Source organism: Sphingobacterium sp. DR205 (assembly GCF_011064245.1).
Lineage (GTDB): Bacteria > Bacteroidota > Bacteroidia > Sphingobacteriales > Sphingobacteriaceae > Sphingobacterium > Sphingobacterium athyrii.
The window spans coordinates 3,752,565-3,771,677 of sequence record NZ_CP049333.1; the positions used below are offsets into that span (position 1 = coordinate 3,752,565).

12 protein-coding genes are annotated in these 19,113 nt (G+C 42.1%); 3 read left to right on the forward strand and 9 right to left on the reverse strand.

What is annotated here, in order from left to right; translation table 11 throughout:
* Positions 1-6: 6 nt before the first annotated feature.
* The 6 genes from G6053_RS16035 to G6053_RS16060 all read right to left on the reverse strand — a co-directional run bounded on the left by G6053_RS16035 (position 7) and on the right by G6053_RS16060 (position 14,024).
* Positions 7-1,908 (reverse strand): family 43 glycosylhydrolase, encoded by a 1,902-nt coding sequence (locus G6053_RS16035; RefSeq protein ID WP_165307126.1) that lies wholly within the window; start codon positions 1,906-1,908, stop codon positions 7-9.
* A 101-nt stretch (positions 1,909-2,009) separates the two neighbouring features.
* Complete coding sequence (locus tag G6053_RS16040; RefSeq protein ID WP_165307127.1) at positions 2,010-3,725, reverse strand: RagB/SusD family nutrient uptake outer membrane protein; 1,716 nt, start codon at positions 3,723-3,725, stop codon at positions 2,010-2,012.
* A gap of 15 nt (positions 3,726-3,740) precedes the next feature.
* On the reverse strand, positions 3,741-6,830 hold the full coding sequence (locus G6053_RS16045; protein WP_165307128.1) for a TonB-dependent receptor: 3,090 nt from the start codon (positions 6,828-6,830) through the stop codon (positions 3,741-3,743).
* Positions 6,831-7,178: 348 nt separating this feature from the next.
* The gene (locus G6053_RS16050; RefSeq protein ID WP_165307129.1) at positions 7,179-11,195 is read right to left on the reverse strand and encodes a hybrid sensor histidine kinase/response regulator transcription factor; all 4,017 of its coding nucleotides are present in this window, start codon (positions 11,193-11,195) and stop codon (positions 7,179-7,181) included.
* A gap of 40 nt (positions 11,196-11,235) precedes the next feature.
* Entirely contained in the window at positions 11,236-13,209 is a 1,974-nt protein-coding gene (locus G6053_RS16055) for a glycoside hydrolase family 97 protein (RefSeq protein ID WP_206531749.1), read from the reverse strand.
* Positions 13,210-13,655: 446 nt separating this feature from the next.
* The gene (locus tag G6053_RS16060) at positions 13,656-14,024 is read right to left on the reverse strand and encodes a MerR family DNA-binding protein (protein WP_108633858.1); all 369 of its coding nucleotides are present in this window, start codon (positions 14,022-14,024) and stop codon (positions 13,656-13,658) included.
* A gap of 124 nt (positions 14,025-14,148) precedes the next feature.
* On the opposite strand from G6053_RS16060, the gene G6053_RS16065 reads away from it, so the two are divergent.
* Positions 14,149-15,033: an alpha/beta hydrolase gene (locus G6053_RS16065; protein WP_165307130.1), complete on the forward strand. Its 885-nt coding sequence runs from the start codon at positions 14,149-14,151 to the stop codon at positions 15,031-15,033.
* Between the two features lie 282 nt (positions 15,034-15,315).
* On the opposite strand, the gene G6053_RS16070 is transcribed toward G6053_RS16065, so the two are convergent.
* The gene (locus G6053_RS16070; RefSeq protein WP_165307131.1) at positions 15,316-17,430 is read right to left on the reverse strand and encodes a catalase; all 2,115 of its coding nucleotides are present in this window, start codon (positions 17,428-17,430) and stop codon (positions 15,316-15,318) included.
* 276 nt (positions 17,431-17,706) lie between these two features.
* Here G6053_RS16070 and G6053_RS16075 point away from each other — a divergent pair, with 276 nt between their 5' ends.
* Positions 17,707-18,087: a hypothetical protein gene (locus G6053_RS16075; protein ID WP_165307132.1), complete on the forward strand. Its 381-nt coding sequence runs from the start codon at positions 17,707-17,709 to the stop codon at positions 18,085-18,087.
* A 14-nt stretch (positions 18,088-18,101) separates the two neighbouring features.
* Here the strand turns inward: G6053_RS16075 and G6053_RS16080 are convergent, their stop codons facing one another.
* Both G6053_RS16080 and G6053_RS16085 read right to left on the reverse strand, forming a co-directional pair.
* Positions 18,102-18,464, reverse strand: coding sequence for a hypothetical protein (locus G6053_RS16080; protein ID WP_165307133.1), 363 nt, complete (start codon positions 18,462-18,464; stop codon positions 18,102-18,104).
* A complete protein-coding gene (locus G6053_RS16085) occupies positions 18,448-18,606 on the reverse strand; it encodes a hypothetical protein (RefSeq protein ID WP_165307134.1) in 159 nt (52 codons plus the stop codon). The genes G6053_RS16080 and G6053_RS16085 overlap by 17 nt, the downstream gene beginning before the upstream one ends.
* Before the next feature lie 94 nt (positions 18,607-18,700).
* Here G6053_RS16085 and G6053_RS16090 point away from each other — a divergent pair, with 94 nt between their 5' ends.
* Positions 18,701-19,084 carry a TfoX/Sxy family protein gene (locus G6053_RS16090; RefSeq protein ID WP_165307135.1) on the forward strand — a complete coding sequence of 128 codons (384 nt, stop codon included), beginning with the start codon at positions 18,701-18,703 and terminating at the stop codon, positions 19,082-19,084.
* The last annotated feature ends 29 nt before the right edge of the window (positions 19,085-19,113 follow it).

Genomic DNA, 19,113 nt, shown 5'->3' on the forward strand with positions numbered 1-19,113 from the left:
TTTATATTAATGGGTTGGAATGACAGGGACGATCTGGCCATTCGCATCGAAATAAAGCCGATCCATGCATACTTCCCGGTGGAAACCTGCTGCATCCCCCATCCTGATCCCATTTGGGTAACTAAATCGATGGTAGACAATATACCATTCGTCGGTTCCGGGCACTTGCAAGATCGAATTATGACCAGTACCGTAGATTCCTTTCGCCGGATCTTTTTGTAAGATCAGATTGTTCTCGGGCACCCGGATCGGACCATAGGGAGAGGTTGATGTCCCATAGCGAACCCGGTAATTCTCGCTGCGGGTATCATCTTCTGACCAAAGAAAATAGTATATTCCATTGCGAAAGATCACATATACCCCTTCACGAAATGTTTTGTCAGGCGTCAATACCTTCATTGTATTCTTTTTGATGGAGACCATATCCTTATTTAGTTCGGCAACGGCAAGGTAACCGTTTCCCCAATACAAATAACTTTTACCTGACTTGGGGTCATTGAACACCGCCGGATCGATCTCCTGCCCGCCAGTTACGCCGGGAGGTTTGAAATCGATCAACGGTGTGCCCGAGTCCTTGAATGGTCCCGTTGGCTGGTCCGCTACGGCGACACCGATTTTCTGCGCCGCCGTAAAATAGTAGTAATATTTATAGTCACCTTTGACTTTTTTCTCGGTGATCGCTGGTGCCCATGCATGGCGTGGTCCCCAGGGAACCTCTTTTTTAAGATCCAGGATGACACCCTCATCCTTCCAATGGATAAGATCGGCCGAAGAAAAGGTCTTAAAATAGTAGCCGCCCCAGCCATCAAATCCATCACTTGTTGGATAGATATAATATCTTTTGGTTTTGTTGGCGTAAAGAATATCGGGATCTGCATAAAAGCCGTCCAGAATTGGGTTCCTTTTCAGTGCAAGCGGTATATCCTTGGGTTTGCCCCAATGAGACGTCAACTGGATCAGCTCATCTCTGGAAAGGGGTATGATGGTTCCATGTCGGGGATGAAAATCCATATCAATCTCTTGGTCGATCACTTTAAAACGATCGAGATCATCGGAAATACAGAATTGGTATTTTCCCTTACCATACACATCATACATCAGGATATATTGATCCGACTGATTTCGCTTGAAGACGCTTGATCCCTCCACGGCCTCCTTTGTTTGCTGCTTATACCCAACCTGTTCGATCCATTTTCCCGAAGTCAGGGAATCGGTCATGGCAAGTTTGATCCCGTTGCCGTGCCCTTCGGTTTTGTAGAAGAGGTAAAACAGGCCATTCTTTTCGATAATATCGCCATCAATACAAGATTTACCGTTTTTAGGTACGAAGAGCACTTTTGGCTCCGTTTCAAAATCGGTAAAATCTTTATTCGCATAAGCATAATAGATGATATCCGGACCGTTTCCATGTTGCATAGACCAATAGATCATATATTTTCCTGCCGCCGAATCAAAAATGGTCTGTGGTGCCCATACACGCTTCAAATCCTTTTGATCATTAAATCGCTGCTGGAAGTCGATGGCCTGATGCGACCAGTGCAGCAGATCCTGCGATTTTAGCAGGACCATACCGCGATTGGAATCCCAGCCTTTGGAGGAGGTCATATCGGTCAGTACCATATAGAATGTCTTTCCATCCTCAGCACGGAGAATATGCGGATCCCTGACACCTCCGGTTTTACTGATGGTCTTCGAATCCAGTACCGGACGATTACCGTTCAACGCACGGTAGGTATAACCATCGGTGCTAATGGCAAAACAGACAGCTTCATCGGCTACAGCATTGCCCTTAAAATAAGCAAATAAATAACCGGCAAAATCCTTTTCGGTCGGGCCCTGCCTATATTCCTGCGCATATGCCGATGCCACAATATTCATCAATAAAAATGCTATAACCGTAAATCGCATGTATAAAATAATTTAGTAAAGGTTGCTTGATCTGACAAAGATGCGCTGGTTCCGAAAAGGGTCCCAGCGCATCGAGTAAGTCTTTTTTTGATTAATTAACATTAATAACCGGGATTTTGTTCCAGTTGTCCGTTCGAGGACAAAATCTCTGCACGCGGTATCGGGAGCCAATAATGTTTCTCTTCAAACCGACGGCCCGATAATGCTTCTTTTCGCGTATAGGTAAGCCCATTATTTCCCTTTGTCACCGTCATTCCGGAGGCTGGCATATTCTCTGTTATGTTGGCGATTTTCCATCTTCTTACGTCATAAAAGCGGTGTTCTTCGAAGGCCAGCTCTATCCGGCGTTCGTAGCGCAACAGTTTTCTAAATTCATCTTTCGATTGTCCAACAGGGATTTCAGGCATCTCTACAGAAGGTCTTGTCCGAACTAAATTTAATGCCTGTCTAGCTGTAAGACTACTACCTGCGGGTAGCATATCCGGACCGTAGGCCTCATTAGCCGCCTCTGCAAAATTTAACAGGATCTCAGCATAGCGAAAATAATTCCACGGTTGAAATCCCGCATTTCCCCAAGGATTTTCCAACGGATACGCATCATTCATAAACTTGCGCAGATAATAACCGGTTTTCGATGTGTTCCAATTATCCCTACCCTCCCTGCTATCCTGTCCGCCCGGTATAAATGTTTCAACCGCGCGTCCTCTGTACATCGAACCATTATGTAGGATTGTTGCCTCAAAGCGTGGATCACGATTGACATAGGGATTATTGGGATCGTATCCTGAAGCAGTGTTTACAGTTCCATCCTCATTCAAGGGAGCTAGACCATTTTTCATCTGATAAGCGTCCACCAGATTCTGGTAAGGCGTATTTCCACCCCAACCCCCATAGCCGTTCGGTCCGTTTGCAATCTCTAAATGCACATGATTGGCATTTTTGGTATAATAACGGGCAAAGATAGTTTCCGGATTCCGGTCAGTCAAAAATAGGGACTGGTATCCGCCCGTATATAGGCTGTATTTATTTAGCGAAATCAACTCTTGTGCTGCCTGAGCCGCGGCAGCCCAGGTACCCACGTTATAGAGAGGGCTCGCTGCATACAGCAGTAGTCTTGATTTTAATGCCATTGCGGCAGCCTTGGTAGCCCGGCCGGTAACCCAGCTGTTGTCATTGTTATCCAGCGGCAGTTTTTCAATTGCTTCGTCCAATTCTCTTATCACATAATCCATTCCTTCCTGAATAGACTTCCGCTCAAAAAGGCTTGCAGTACTTAAGTCATCTTTCAAACCATACACGGTATCGCCCATCAAGACAACCCGGCCAAAGTTCCGAATGAGATCGTGATACCGAAATGCCCTGATAAACTGTAGCTCACCTTCAAGATGCCGTTTATGTGAAGAACTCATCTGAATAGTAGTCAGTACTTTTTTTGCATAATTACATTCACGGATACTGCGGTAGCTACGGGCCCAAAGTGATCCGGCGGCGCCTAAATTTTCAGGCGATAACTGCCCCCGGATAATGAGCCAAGTATTATCATCATTGGTATACATGGATTCATCAGACAGTGAAGACCAAAGGGCGTATTCAAATCCACGTCCAAACCCCGGATTAGTCCCGTCAGCCTCACTTGATATAATTTTTTCACCGATGTATCTGTTGATAATAAAAGCTTCCAATACAGCTGTATCTGTCTCAATTGCTTCTGTCGATATTCTGTCTGTCGCCGTAACATCCAATAGATTTTTGTTGCAGGCGGAGAAGACTGTCAGTCCCAAGCCCAAAGGCACAATATACTTAGTTATAAATTTCATTGCTTAAGTTCCTTTTTAGAATTTTAAATTTGCACCTACATTAATAATACGTTGCTGCGGATAGAATTGACCGCTACCGCTATTCCCTTCTGGATCATAATCCTTCACTTTTGTGATGGTCAATAGGTTAAATCCGTTGACATAAAACCGAAGTCCGCCCAATTTCAGCCTCGATAAGACCTCACTAGGCAATGTATAGCCTATCTCGACATTTTTCAAACGCAAAAAGGACGCATTATTCAACCAAAAGGTGTTATTATACAAGCCACCGCTCACAGCCGAAGAGGCGCGTTCAGGTACTTTCGGATAGTTTCCGTTCGGATTATTGACTTCATTAAATCGATTGTCGGCCCAGGTACTGTAGAAGTTTCCTACTGTTCCGGATTCCGGAAGCACGTGCTGACTTACTTTAGCCTGCCCAGCAAAAAGAATGGAAATATCTACATTTTTATAAGCGGCATTCAGATTAAAGCCATACGTAATCTGGGGAATATTACCATATTTTGTCCGTATCATATCATCTGCCGTTATCTTACCATCTTGGTTATAGTCCTGATAAATTAAATCCCCGACCTGTGCTCCGGGTGCCTGTGGCGCCGCAGCGAGATCTGCTTCGGTCCGGTTTAATCCAATGGCGTTATAGAGCAGATAGGTTCCCAGCGGTCTCGATGTCTGGCGCTGATAATCCAGCGTACCGCTGGCCTCATCAATGAAGATAATTTTACTTTTGGCAAAGGTAAAATTACCGGATACTCCCCAGCTGAAATCGCCCGGTTTTTGATATGACAAAGTTCCTTCAAATCCTTCGCTATTCACCTTGCCAATATTCTCCGAAGGGACCAGCGGTTTGGAGCTGTTCTCTTTGTATGGATTGACAATACCTGAAGTTGCCGGAATCGACGCATTCCTTTCCGTTAGAATATCCGATCTCTTTTGTTTGAAATAAATGGCCTCTATCGTAAAATTTTTGAGAAATTGTGCATTTAATCCTACATCTAGCTTCTTGGACACCTCCCAAGTAATCGCCGGATTTGCTAATTTTGCCAATTTAACATTGGGTTCAATCTGGCTTTTATCATTTAGAAGCGCAACCAGACCATTTCCTACCAACGTATAGTTATCGTAGAATTGGAATCCGTCGACATTATCGTTACCAAGGGTACCATAAGAGGCGCGAAGTTTTAGATCATCTAAAAATCCGATCTTGTCTGCAAACCAGTCTTCTTTGCTGATACGCCACCCGGCGGATATGGAAGGGAAATATCCCCATCGCTTGCCTGAGGGGAAAATGGAAGAACCATCTGCCCTGAGCTGTCCTTCAAACAGGTATTTTTCATTATAATTATAAGCTATCCGGCTAATGATACTCTGTCTCGTATAATTAGAACTATAACCTGAATTAAGATAATCTGTCGCAGCGGATCCACCTTGTGATAATTCAGGCAGCTGGTTGGAGAGATAATTAAAACGCTGCGCGTCAAAATATTCCAAATGCCTTTTACTTTGCTCATAACCGACAAAAGCATTGATTGCGTGGGCACCAAAGGTACGTTCAAAATTCAGTTTTATATTGCTTGTGATTAAGGATTCATTGGTATGCGATTCGGTCAATGTAGCCTTATTGTTATTTCCGCCGACAATAGATTCCTCGTAAGTATTTTTTGCCTGGTCATAAGCATTTAACACGTAGGGCACACTGAAGTTTTTGCTAAAATTTGCGGATTTGTCCACCGAAAGAAAACCATCAACGGATAGCCCTTCTACCCAAGGAAGCTGATAGCTTGCTTTGAGTATGCCATTGAAAACCTGTTTGGGATTATTCACGGTCCCACCGATATCCGTGACCATTAAGGCGGGATTGGATCCTTCAATGCCCCGCGTCGGTAAGCCATTTGGATAATATGCGCTTACCGTAGGATACGCTCTATACATGGAGCGAAAAATATCTCCGGCAGATGCGATGGGGAATTTACGGTCTTCCTGTCTTCCCGAGAGAGAGAGTCCGACCTTAAAGCGATCAGTTACATTGGCTTCAAGATTTGTTCTGAAATTATACTGCTTATATTTTGTTACCCCCTTTTGGTATAAGCCATCCTGATAAACCGAACCCAGAGACATAAAATATCGCACATCCTCGGTTCCACCAGCGACAGACAGATTATGCTGACTTTGTATTGCCGCTTTTTTCAAGGTGACATCTGCCCAATCGGTATTGGGGTATAGCAGTGGATCAGATCCGTCTCTAAATTTTTGAATCTGTTCTGCTGAATAAATCTGGTTCATTCCTCCGGAAGAACTATTTCCATAAGCAATTTCGTTCCTTAAAATAGCATAAGTAGCGGCATCAGCCATTTTAGGCAACCGTGTCGGTGAACTGACACCGAGATTTCCGCTATACGTGATCGAAGGTTTACCGCTTTTTCCACGTTTGGTCGTGACTAAAATAACCCCATTTGCTGCCCTGTTACCATAAATTGCCGCTGAGGCATCTTTTAAAACCGAAATACTTTCAATATCGTTTGGATCCAGACGCTCCAGGCCGCCTATTTGTCCGGGTACACCATCTACGACAATCAATACATCATTACTTCCTGTAGTTGCCTGTCCACGCACCGTAATGGATGAACCGTCATAACCGGGCTCACCACTCCGGTTGTTGATTACCACGCCAGAAAAACGTCCGGCGAGCGAATTGGATAAATTAGGCTGCGGACTTTTTACGATATCTTTGCCTTTCACTTCAGAAATAGAGCCCGTTAACGTCGCTTTTCTTTGTGTACCATACCCCACCACCACGACATCTTCCAGAACGCGCTCATCTTTTTCAAGCCGAATTATCAGATTTGTGGTTTCGTTTAGTGGGACTTTGTAGGTCATGTAGCCGATGAAAGAGACAACAAGCACACCTTTAGTGGCATTCAGTTCAAATTTTCCCGATTTGTCTGTTGAAGTTCCCTTACCTCCGCCCTCCATAATCACAGTCGCACCTGCGATAGGCTCGTTGGCCTTATTCAAGACCTGTCCCGAAATTTTCCCCTGGGCGTATAACAATGTTGGCGCAACGCTCAACACCGTATACAAAGAAACAATTTTTAGGTTGTTCATAAATTTCTATACGAATTAAACAGTAAATAATACAATCTGGCCAGAATAGACAGCGAAGACGATAAGCGATGGTTTACATAGGTTACATCAGATGCATTGCCACTTCCTGCGAGATTTATAATTGATTATACTGTCAAACTTAGGGGATTTTAAAGCTTCAGACCGTATACAAATCCGTCAAATACCATATAGTTTTCGGTCAAAAAGCGGCTTTTCAACAAAAATAAGTATGTTTTTCGGTTCATGACCTCATCCGTTAGCCCTGGTCACGATCACTTATATCGCGAATGTTCCACAAGATATTTGTTGAGTAGTTAACATCAGAAAGAAGGTCAGATGATGCGCCCCTTAGCTCTTCGCTCCCGACTTTTGATATTCCGAAGGAAGCTGTCCGAACTCTTCTTTAAAGCATTGCCGAAAGTAAATAGCGCTATTGATGCCGACCATAAAAGAAACTTCGGTCACATTGTACGCTCCCGAACGTAACAGCTCAGCAGCTTTATGTATCCGTATTTTACGCACAAGTTGATTGATATTCCTCCCCGTAATACCTTTTAGTTTGCGATATAAGGTTGATTGGCTCATATTCATTTTCTCTGCCAGTGTAGCGGCATCCAATACCTCATCTTGCATATGTTGTTCTACGATTGCCACAAAATCCTGAACAAATGCGTTTTCACGCCATAACTCATCTTTTTCGGTTTGCCGGTTTTCTACAAAATCCGTTGGCTGATCCAATTTGATTTTCTGTAAAATAGCATTGTTCATGGCCTTCTGTTTGCGCAACAGGTTATCAATACGTTTGAGCAATAAAGCTGTACCGATCGGTTTTGTGAGATACGAATCTACTCCGAGGTCATACCCCCGTTGCCTGTCCAGATCCGTATCTTTCGCCGTCAACAGGATTAATGGTATATGGCTTGTCGAACGCTCATCCTTCAATTTTTCAGCTAGCAGAAAACCATCCATATCAGGCATCATAATGTCGCTTATTAGAAGATCGGGTATCCTATTTTGTGCAATGTCCAATCCAACTGCTCCATTTTCAGCAAGCAAAACTTCGTAATTTGGGCATAAGGCATCTCCCAGATAGGCGCGTAAATCAGGATCATCTTCGACCAAAAGAATCAATGGGCGACTGAGATCCATAGCTACCTGATCAGATTCCGCGATCAATTCCACTGCTTTTGGAGTATCAACGTCGACTCTATTTGCTAAAAACCGGACTGATACCGTCGTTCCCATTCCCTCTGTGCTTTTAATCTCGATCTTACCTTGATGAATCGCCGTCAATTCTTTGACCAGGGCCAGACCTATGCCCGTTCCGTGGATTCCCCTGCCGGGAATCTGATAGAACTTATCGAAAATTCGATCCATTTGGTCCGCCGGAATCCCGCGACCCGTGTCTTCAATGGATAAAACTGCCCCATGGGTTAAATTTGATTGTTCATACTTAAGGCCCAGCCTAATATGGCCCGAATCGGTATATTTATAGGCGTTAGAAAGCAAATTATCTACGATCAACTGTATGATCTCTGCATCAAATAAAGTACGGTAATCTGTTTCGGGCAAATTTGCATATATCTCAACGTTTGGTTTGTTATTTAAGGTTCGATACTTATCCACGATATCAACAAGCATGTCACTCAAGGTCCCAGCTTCAAGTACAAGCGGTTTAAACTGCGATTCCACCTTCCTGAACTCCAAAAGCTGGCTAACCAAAGTAAAAAGCCGGTTGGCACTTTTTTGAACCGTATACACTAATCCTTTGTTTTTAGGAGATAATTGTTCATCGTGAGACAAATCGTCCAGCGGTCCCAATATGAGCGTCAATGGTGTACGGAGTTCATGCGTGATATGGGTATAGAAATTCATGCGCTCGTTATGCAAGCGTTCATCCTGAAGGTGCTGGCGTTCTTTCAGCTTCAGTTCAGACTCAGCCTTTATTCTTTTTATGTAAAAGAAAATAAGCACATAAATGACCAGCATAAAAATCAGAAAATAAGTAACTTTTGCGGGCAGACTTAGATAAAAAGGTGGTTTGATCTTAATCAGTAAACGTTGACAGGTTTGAGACCATTGCCCATTTTTCATGCGTGTGCGAATCAAAAGTTCATGATCTCCATAGGGTACATTCCGAAAATCAAGATTAGTTTCGTTGCCTAGGAAAATCCAGTCGTTATTTAGTCCCTGAAGCCGGTATCCAAACTCGACCAATCCATCCAGCGCATAGTCCATGACCGCAAGCTCGATACGAAAGCTATTCTCGTTATGATCAAGCCTGATCTCATCGGATGATGTAAGATATTTGTCTTCCTGTGCATTCGATTCGCCGGAGCGGAAAACAATAAATCGGCTCAGCCGAATCGGAGATTTTGGCAGTTTTGAGGGGATTTCATTCGGATCAAAATAACATATGCCGTCTTGCATCCCGAAATACAGGCGTCCTGCCAAATCCCGCCCCACACTTCCATTTATAAAACCTCCCAGTGGTAGGCCGAATGACTGATCGTATTGTAAAAAGCGGTTTTCTTTGGGTAAAAAGCGCAGTATACCTGACTTTGTAGAGCACCAGATATGCCCATTTTGATCTTCTGAAAGGCCATTGACAAACAGCCAGGCATCGTCACCCGGAGGCATTAAAGCTTTCAGTTCACCTATTCCGCGTTGAGCTTCCTGTAAAGCTATTCCCTGATTTGTCGCAATCCAGATATTATTATTTTTATCGCATAGCAAATGGTTGACAGTATTATTTCTCAATCCATTTCCGCTATCCATTTTCCGAATCAGCTGCCGACTATCATTATACACATACAACCCTTGTCCATACGTTCCTACCCACATATTATGCTTCCCGTCCTCGACAAGCGCTCGAGGAGCATAGTCTCCGAGCATCGGATTGTTGATCAGCAATTTTTGCACGCTATGATTGTGCGGGTCATAGATAAACAGACCCTGGTATGCAGCAATCCAGATTACACCGCTGTGATCTTCATAAATTGCGCGAACCTCCGACACTGGCTCTCCAAGATCTATCGTATGCCATGTTGTGGATCCGGCATAGCAAACTGCAACACCGCCTTTTCGTAAACCTAACCAGACATGCTGCTTATGATCCTTAAATGCAGCCAATATAAAATCATCAGGACTGCCGTTCTTTTGTGTCATCCATTTGAGTAATCTGCCATTTTTGCCCATCTCTACGATTCCGGAGCCTTCTGTCGTCAACCAGACCACGTCTGTACCCCTGACGATAATATTACTCACTGTTGCCAGCTGATCCGGCAATAATGCGCCTGTCGGGAAAACATTAAAAAAGGGTTTGATATGGCTGATCACCCCCACACCACCGCCGTATAGCGCGAGCCAGAGATTCCCAAATTTGTCCGGTGTAATATGTTGGACCATTGAATTATTTCCCTTTCCCAGGTCAAAAAGCTGTATTTGCCGGACACCCTCGACCCTTTTGTCGTATCCATAGCCTAGTTGTATTACAAAAAGCTGAGACGATTCTGCTCCTATCCAAAGCTTACCGCCAAATTCCTTAATTGCATAAATAAAGGGCTCATTTCCATTTTTAGACGACGCAGCCAGAGATATATGCATTAGCTGACCACTCGAGGTATGGTAGACGGCAAGCCCTTTCCGGGTGCCGATCCAGATATTGTCATATTGATCACAAAATAAGACTTTAACCTCGTTGTCAGGTAATTCAGCTCCGGAATTTTGGTAAGTCAAGCGTTTTAAAGATCGACGTATTGGATTCAGGATCGTCATTCCCTCTTTGACATGGCCGACATAGAGCATTCCTTTTCGGTCTTCGGCTAATGACCATATACTGTTTTCAGGGAAATCCGGTAAATTACTTTTATTGAGGTGTTGAAATTCTTTTCTGACAGGATCGAAGTGCTGAATCCCCTGGTGATAGGTCGCTAACCATAGGCCACCATCCCTTGCACGAATCATATCTGTAATATCATTTGTAGCAATGGATTTTGGATCAGCTGGATCATGCACATAATAGCTGAATTTATTTGTCGTTAAATCAAGGACATTTAAACCATCCGCGCGCGTACCGATATACAACTTTTTATCGTCATGGAGCAGCGTATTGATCTCGTTGCTATTGACAGTGTGCCCGTCTTTCCTTTTAGAAGCATAGTAATGCTTAAATGACTTTCCTGCAAATCGGTTCAATCCAAGTTCTGTCGCAACCCACATGAAGCCTTCGTCATCATGTACAATATCAAGTACCTGCTGGTTTGTAAGGCCTTCGCGTAGCGAAAAAAAATGAGTCCGATCCGTTTGTCCAGATACTGGTAGGCATTGCCATATTAAGATGAGAACTATCAGCCATTTCTTCATAGGACAACAAAAAAAGGCAAAAAAAAGAGAAATAAAAAACCTATTTTCCAATCAATATGGCCCCACCACTCGATTGCAAGGTTAATCTGACTGTTTTCTCGCGGCTTAGGCTGATCGTTTTCTGCTCCGACCCGCGCAACTTATTGTCACTGATGCATTGCACGACGTTTTCAGAAAGCATGGGCAGGGTCACCTCAATCGTCTTTTCCTTCCCTTCGGCATTCACAGCAGCAATATACCACTGCTCTTTTTTGCGTCTCGCCAGCACCACATATTTTCCGGGATAACCATCCACAAACCGCGTCTCATCCCATACGGTGGGGACCTGTTTCATAAAGTCGATCACATGCGTGGGCATCTCAAGTAGATTGTTGGGTGTTAGTCCAAAATTCTGTACGGGAGTCTGGAATAATACCGCCGTGGCCAACTGAAATGTTTCTGTTGTCTTACGGACCGTGCCCCCATTGTTTTCACGATTATGTCGTTTGTTGAGCAGCACAGGACCGAAATCCATGGCCCCTACAGCATTACGTATAAAGGGATGCAAAGTAGCATTGAAAGCTTCGTTATCATTGGCGTCTTGTGTAAAGATGAGGTTCTCGGATGCCAATACCGCTTCACTTCCCACAAAGTTAGGATACATGCGTTCCCAACCCCGGGGCAAGGTACATCCATGAAAGATCACGGTCAGCCCATAATCATTTGCATCCGCAAGAATATCTTCATAAAGCTGCAGTGTTTCCTGTTTGTCGCCACCAAAAAAATCGACTTTGATTCCTTTGATTCCGACAGCTTGCATCCAGGCCATTTCCTTTTTTCGCGCAATACCCGTATTCATCCGATTTTTAGGTGTCTGTGGTGCGTCGTTCCAATACCCGTTTGAGTTGTACCAAAGGCAGAGTCCCACACCTTTCTCTCGTCCATAGGCCGCAAGCTCTTCGATTTTACGGTGCCCGATCTCCTTGTCCCACCAATTGTCCACCAGGACAAATTCGTAACCCAAAGCAGCAGATAGGTCAACAAATTTTTTCTGATCTTCGAAATTAATACTTCCGTCCTGCCACTCCAGCCAGCTCCAAGTGGCACGTCCAAAGGTATAAGGCTTACTTGCCCTGTACTGCGGTTCGACTACATCGAAAGGAATCGTGGTCTCCACAATAGGTTTTAACGTACTGCCCACAGTGATTGTACGCCATGGTGTAAAGCCGGGTAGCGCTAGCGTCGGGCCCCGGTCGCCAATGCCATTATTTTCACCTTTCTCGGGAAAGGCAATTTTGTAAAAACCCGATTTTGTGCCTTCGCTGAGCTTGGTGCCGCAGTAACTGCCATTCGATCCAGTTTCCGAAAGCAGTACCCAACCTCTGAACCCTACATGAAAAAGCGCCGGAAAGGTGTAACCAACGCCGTATTTCGACGGTACGCCCATCGCCTGATCCGGTACATAGGATTCTTCATAGCTCGGTTTTGTCTTCTTCCAGCCGATCATCGGTGTAGCTTGTGAGGTGAGAAAGGTGGTGGTTGAATGGGGAAATTTAAAACCGCTTATTTCTTCCTCGACCCGAAAATTTGCGGGTTCCGCCACCTGTGGGATACCATAGCGAAAAGCGATATCATTATTGCTGACCCTAAAAATCACAACAAGCTGTTGTTTTAAGTTATTCTCCAATGTACAAAGCAATTCGTTTGCCTGATAACGTACCAGTCTACGTTTGATTTTAGGTTCCTCATACTTTTGGTCGATTGTCTTTGTGTCGGAAGCAACCAACTGGAGATTACTGGCAAGATCGACCTTGTCGCCCAGCAAGCCCAAGGGCGAATTTTCTAACATCTCCTGTCCAGCTAGGTTCACGCGATAATAAAGTTTGCCCTTCTCTAACGATAAGTTGACCTCCAATTTTCCGTCCGGTCCGGCTACCCGCAATTCCTGTGCACGTAGACCCGAAAATAGCATTGTCAACAATGCACTAAGAGTTGTTAGTTTCTTTATGGTCAATAAATTAATTTTATATTTCATACCTTTTATCAATCTATTTCATTAAAAGGACCTTCCGTGGTTGTATTAATCCATCTTATAGTACCATCTGCGCGATACTCCAGGTTGTTTATAAAGGTCGATCGGCTATAACTTTTCCCATTCGTATTGATGCCTCCATAATGGTAGACAAAATTAATTAGTGTCAAATTAACGTTTATTTTTTAAAATATAAAAGAATATTTTAATGTTTTAAAAATTGCACTGTCTTTCTCTCATCCAATCACGACAAATGCAATATGGATAGGTACGGGGTTAGTTAATAAAAGATATTCAAATCATAAGATCTTTTCCAAAAGGAAATGCAGACTTCGGAACAACTTGACATCCTGCGTGATGATCTGGCAAAAATTTTTATGGCGCAACAAGGGATAATGTGAAGTATATTTTACATAATCAGATCACGGCCTTAGACCGTTACAACCAAGTTATTGACTTAGGCCATTTTCGATATTGTATTTACATCGTGCTATTTGTTTTTTCATTGCCTTAAGTTCCCCTATCTTGGTGTCAATCTGTTCCAATTTAAGATTAAGCACTTCCATTTTACTGGCTTTAGTAAGCTCTTTTTGATACCATGCATCAATAACCTGTCTAATCTCTGCTAAGGTAAAGCCTACAGCCTTGGCCATTTTTATAAACCTAAGTTTTTCGGTTACTTCATCGTCATAATAAACGTAGTTATTGGATGTAACACCCTGCTTTGTCGTCCCCGAAATAAGGCCACTCTTTTCATAAAAGCGTATAGTTCCAATAGGTATGTTTGCTTCCCGAGACAGCTGACTAATTAATTTCATTGATAATCAATTATTTACAACAAATAACACAAGTATATAGTATACTTCATACTTGTGGGTTGTAAAAATACAGGTTAAATTTGTCAATAGAAAATCAATCGCAGTCACAAGTTATCTTTTCATCATGAAAACAGCATATTCAGACAAAGAGCTTATTAAACTAGTACCCGGCTTCACAAACAATTATACGGTAATAAATGATATATCCATGCATTATGTTAGCGGAGGCAAAGGGGAACCTTTAATACTCATTCCCGGTTATCCGGAAACATGGTGGGCATATCATCATATCATGCCGATATTGGCTGAAATTTACCAGGTAATTGTCGTCGAAATCCGGGGAATGGGCAGTTCGGATAAACCGGAAAATGGTTACGAAAAAAAGAACATAGCAAAGGATATATATGGACTAATCAATTATTTGGGTTTTGACAAAGTTTCTATCGCCGGTCATGATATCGGTGCACATGTTGCATTTAGTTTTGCCTGTAATTACCCTAAAGCAACCTGCAAATTAGTACTGCTGGATACACCACATCCAGACCCAAACATGTATCAGCTGCCCATGTTACCTGTTTTGGGGACCAGTTATCTATATCCCTGGTGGCTCGCTTTCAATCAGGTAAAAGAATTGCCCGAAAAGCTACTTGAGGGGCGCATGTCAATTGTCATTTCTTGGTTATTCGACAACCTTCTTGTCAATAAAGATAGCATAAGCCAATTTGATAAATCCGTTTATAGTGAGGCTTATGACAATAAAGATGGTATTCGTTGTTCTAATGCATGGTATCAGGCCTTTCCGCAAGATATTAAAGACTATGAGAGCTATAATAAATTGGAAATGCCGGTTCTGGCAATCGGTGCAAGTGGCTATGACTTACTTCATCATTCATTACCAGAGATCACAAGTGACTTAGTATTAAAAAAAATCGAAAACTGTGGCCATTTTATTCTTGCTGAAAAACCAATTGAAACAGCTGAATTGATCAAAGAGTTTTTAGCGAGCTAAAATGATATCAACTATCGACAGACTTGTTATATCGAAGGATGCAGATTCAACAGCATTATCTTTTTAATTTTCCTTCTTTATCGTACTTTAATGGATAAGTGTTAGGAACTGGCATCATATTTATCTCCAATCCGGATTGCTTTTTTGCAAAGGTCAGATCTTTTTACTTGCTATTTTTTCCATGCTACTTCTTTTGAATAACGACAAACAATATGCGATTTCCATAATGTGTAAAAACCAAATAGCCGTCCTTTCAAACGGCTATCTGCTTTATGCTAGATGTTAGGAAGGTACCTTTCTTGATTTTTCCCTCTCCCAAACACGATGCCCTTTCATGATCGCTATAAAATCCTCGGTGAGATTATCCTTGCTTTCGAAAATAACACCTTTATCTTTTTTAATAAATGATCGTTCAGCTAACTCTTCAGCATCTTGTGCAAATGCGAGCGTTTTACAGTGCCGGTAACCTTCATTGATAAATTGGAGGTAATCGGCATTTTGCGCAAGGGCTTTTACCGATTCACCTGCTGGTGTAAAGAATGCATCGTAACAAACAGATGCTTCAGTAAGATATGAATGCTGAATATCTTCTTCTGTTCCTTCCTTGAACCGGATCTTTCCTACATGAGATGAAATCAGAACGGCTTGTGCCCCTTCCCTTTCAAGAGCAGTTTTCATTTTATCTATGGAGGATTTGCTAGCTCCATTATCAACAAGGAAAGCAACCTTTCTGGTTTTGATTGTTCCCTCGCCATCTTTTACTTTCATGCTCAAAACTGCAGACTTTTCAACTTCTGGCTCGACCGGTTTAAGAGGATATTCGGGGTGGTTCTGGCGTGCAAATTTGAGAGTTAAGGGATCAAGTTCTTTTGGTGGGATAAGTCCGAGGTTTGTACCGACATTTTTTGCTAGTTCTTCGTCGATCTGATTCAAAATTGCCAGTTCTCGCGTTCGTATATTAACATCGTTAACTTTCGAAAGCTCAAAGCTCAAGGCATTAACCATATGGTCCTGTTCTTCTGGACTCTGTGAATTAAAAAACAGTCTTGCTTGTGTAAAGTGGTCTGCGAAGGAATCTGAGCGAGCTCTAACTTTTGAACCATTGATAGGCTGCTTGTGGGATTCAAACCCTACACCATCATTAAGCATTGCATGATAAGGACAGCCCACAGCCTTACTGTTAGGAAAATAACTCACAGCACCTTTGGGGATCTCAGTCCGCGCAAAACCATCTTTTTGGTTATTATGCTTACCCGTCACTGGACGATTGATAGGAAGCTCATGGAAATTAGGACCACCTAATCGATAGTTTTGGGTATCCATATAGGAAAATATCCGTCCTTGCAATAGCGGATCATCCGAAACATCTATACCCGGCACTAGCCTTCCGGGGTCGAAAGCGGCTTGTTCGGTCTCTGCAAAAAAATTCTCCGGGTTGCGGTTCAGTGTCATCGTTCCGATAATCTGAACTGGCACCAGCTCCTCTGGAATAATCTTGGTCGCATCAAGAATATCAAACGAATATTTCAGCTCATCTGCCTCTGGAATCAACTGAACACCGAGATCCCATTGCGGAAAATTTCCGTTCTCAATAGCTTCATAAAGATCCCTTCGATGAAAATCAGCATCAAATCCTGAAATCTTTTGGGCTTCGTTCCATGCGACCGAATGTACACCTAATCTCGGCTTCCAATGAAATTTAACGAATGTACCTACTCCTTCGGCATTCACAAATTTAAATGTATGAACGCCGAAACCTTCCATCATCCTGAAACTTCGGGGTATCGCACGATCTGACATAGTCCACATGATCATGTGTGCAGACTCGGGCATCAGCGATATAAAATCCCAAAAGGTGTCATGTGCCGATGCCGCCTGCGGCATTTCATTGTTCGGCTCTGGTTTTACAGCATGGACAAGATCTGGGAAGTTCATCGCATCCTGAATAAAAAAAACTGGAATGTTATTCCCCACGAGATCGTAATTGCCTTCTTCGGTATAGAATTTAACAGCGAAACCTCTTACATCTCTGGCAAGGTCTGTAGAGCCTTTGAAACCCGCAACAGTAGAAAATCTCGTAAAAAGAGGAGTTACTGTTCCTTTTTTTAAAAATGCTGCAGTTGTATATTGGGATAAGTCAGCAGTGGCTTCGAAAATACCATGGGCACCTGATCCGCGGGCATGAACGACACGTTCTGGTATACGCTCTCGGTCGAAATGCATCAACTTATCAAAATAAATATGATCCTGCTGTAATGATGGTCCCCTCTCACCTGCCTTCAATGTATTGTTGTTATCAGAAATAGGCACACCATCATTGGTGGTCATAATCTGTTCAATATTGTCTACTAAACGCTGATCAATCTCAGCAGTTTTTAAATTCTTTTCTTTTTTCATATCCGATTGTTCTCTGGTTTATACTATGTAAGGGGAAAAATATCAATTCGTACAAAAACTAAATTTGAAATAATACTTCTATATTAGTGTAAGAATGAAATCACAACAATATAACTTACGGCAAACCACCCTGTGTAAATCAAGTTTTTGATTAATTGCATGCGGTAGAAAATATTCGTTCAGTAATTTCATATTTAAAACAAATGGTATCTTAAAAGCGTTTGAATTTTGCTTAAAAAAGATCAATAAGAGCGTAATTTCTTAGTATATAAAAACATGATAAAACGTATTGGATTAACAAAAGATTCAGGCTGGCAGTTCGGAATCAGAAAAACATTCCCATCAAATTTAGAAAGTATATGGAAACTCTTCTTTTCAGAAGAAGGCTTAAAATATTGGTCCGAAGGAGTTGAACAGGATTTTTCAACTTTTAAAGAATACTCTCATATACGTACAAAATGGAAACACGTTGGATTTAAGGAAAGCGCAAACTTGCAAATCAGGTTTATTCCTTCCCAAAAGAGTGATAAAACGACAATTTCTATTCATGTTGATCAATTAGAAAATGACAATCAACGTGAGGAGGCTAAGAAATATTGGACAAAAATAATTGAAAATATTCCGCTATTGCTGGCACCAAAGGTCGTAAAAGTATAATAATCTTAAATTGATTAACATTTTACATTTGGCTCTCCGTTTTGACGATTTAAAGATATTCTAAAAACAATCATACAAAATAGTGATCCCGCAAACAAACCTGCCAAGAGATAGAACTCTAGATGCATATCCTGAAAGCCAACACCGGGTATATCGCCATCCACAGCCAACTCGACTCTTCTCAAGAGGTCTCTTATTTGAGCATTTTCATATTTTAGATAAATCGCTCTCATAACACAGCCTATAAGTCCACAAGCAATGATAGTTAACAATGAAAGCAGTTGCTTTTTTGCGGAAGTGATTTTACAATAATTCTTGACAAACAGGTAAAGAAAAGGAATATGCGCTAGCGTCTGAAAATCATTTATAGTATTCAATTTTGGTCAATTCTGTATTCAGAAGTTTACCATTTTTAAACTCTTTCTTTTCAAATTCATCATACACGTACTCATTGGAATATGTATTCTTATCTTCAAATAAGATGAATTCCGATAGAAATTGACGTCCTTTCCAAAACATTTTTATTGTGGCGATGTTACTCCAAGAAATACCAAGAATAATCTGTTAAAAAGGGAAATGGACTTAGATTGTAACTGATAGAAAAACCCAAGAGATGGCTTATAATAATGAACTTGTCAACCGTGTCCGTGAAAGACTTTCAATAGAAGACAATATGGAAGTTGAGGAAAAGAAAATGTTCAGTGGATTATCTTTTCTTGTTAACGGGAAAATGTGTATCAATATTAGCCACGATAATCTGATGTGCCGTTATAACGCTGAACTAGAAGATGAGGTTTCCGAAAAAAAAGGCTTCTTGCCGATGATGATGAAAGGAAAGCAGCTCAAAGGATATTGTTATGTAGAACCCAGCGGATTTCAGAAATCTGATGATTTTGAGTACTGGATCAAAATATGTCTTGATTATAATCCGTCAGCAAAAGCGTCGAAGAAAAAAATTACAGGATCTCGTTTAAAAAAAATAAAAAATAGATCATAATGTCAGTTTTTTATTCATTGTACTTCCGT

Bases quoted from the DNA above. Each gene is read 5' to 3' on its own strand.
- G6053_RS16035 (WP_165307126.1), bottom strand. From the start codon at position 1,908: ATGCGATTTACGGTTATAGCATTTTTATTGATGAATATTGTGGCATCG.
- G6053_RS16040 (WP_165307127.1), bottom strand. From the start codon at position 3,725: ATGAAATTTATAACTAAGTATATTGTGCCTTTGGGCTTGGGACTGACA.
- G6053_RS16045 (WP_165307128.1), bottom strand. From the start codon at position 6,830: ATGAACAACCTAAAAATTGTTTCTTTGTATACGGTGTTGAGCGTTGCG.
- G6053_RS16050 (WP_165307129.1), bottom strand. From the start codon at position 11,195: ATGAAGAAATGGCTGATAGTTCTCATCTTAATATGGCAATGCCTACCA.
- G6053_RS16055 (WP_206531749.1), bottom strand. From the start codon at position 13,209: ATGAAATATAAAATTAATTTATTGACCATAAAGAAACTAACAACTCTT.
- G6053_RS16060 (WP_108633858.1), bottom strand. From the start codon at position 14,024: ATGAAATTAATTAGTCAGCTGTCTCGGGAAGCAAACATACCTATTGGA.
- G6053_RS16065 (WP_165307130.1), top strand. From the start codon at position 14,149: ATGAAAACAGCATATTCAGACAAAGAGCTTATTAAACTAGTACCCGGC.
- G6053_RS16070 (WP_165307131.1), bottom strand. From the start codon at position 17,430: ATGAAAAAAGAAAAGAATTTAAAAACTGCTGAGATTGATCAGCGTTTA.
- G6053_RS16075 (WP_165307132.1), top strand. From the start codon at position 17,707: ATGATAAAACGTATTGGATTAACAAAAGATTCAGGCTGGCAGTTCGGA.
- G6053_RS16085 (WP_165307134.1), bottom strand. From the start codon at position 18,606: ATGTTTTGGAAAGGACGTCAATTTCTATCGGAATTCATCTTATTTGAA.
- G6053_RS16090 (WP_165307135.1), top strand. From the start codon at position 18,701: ATGGCTTATAATAATGAACTTGTCAACCGTGTCCGTGAAAGACTTTCA.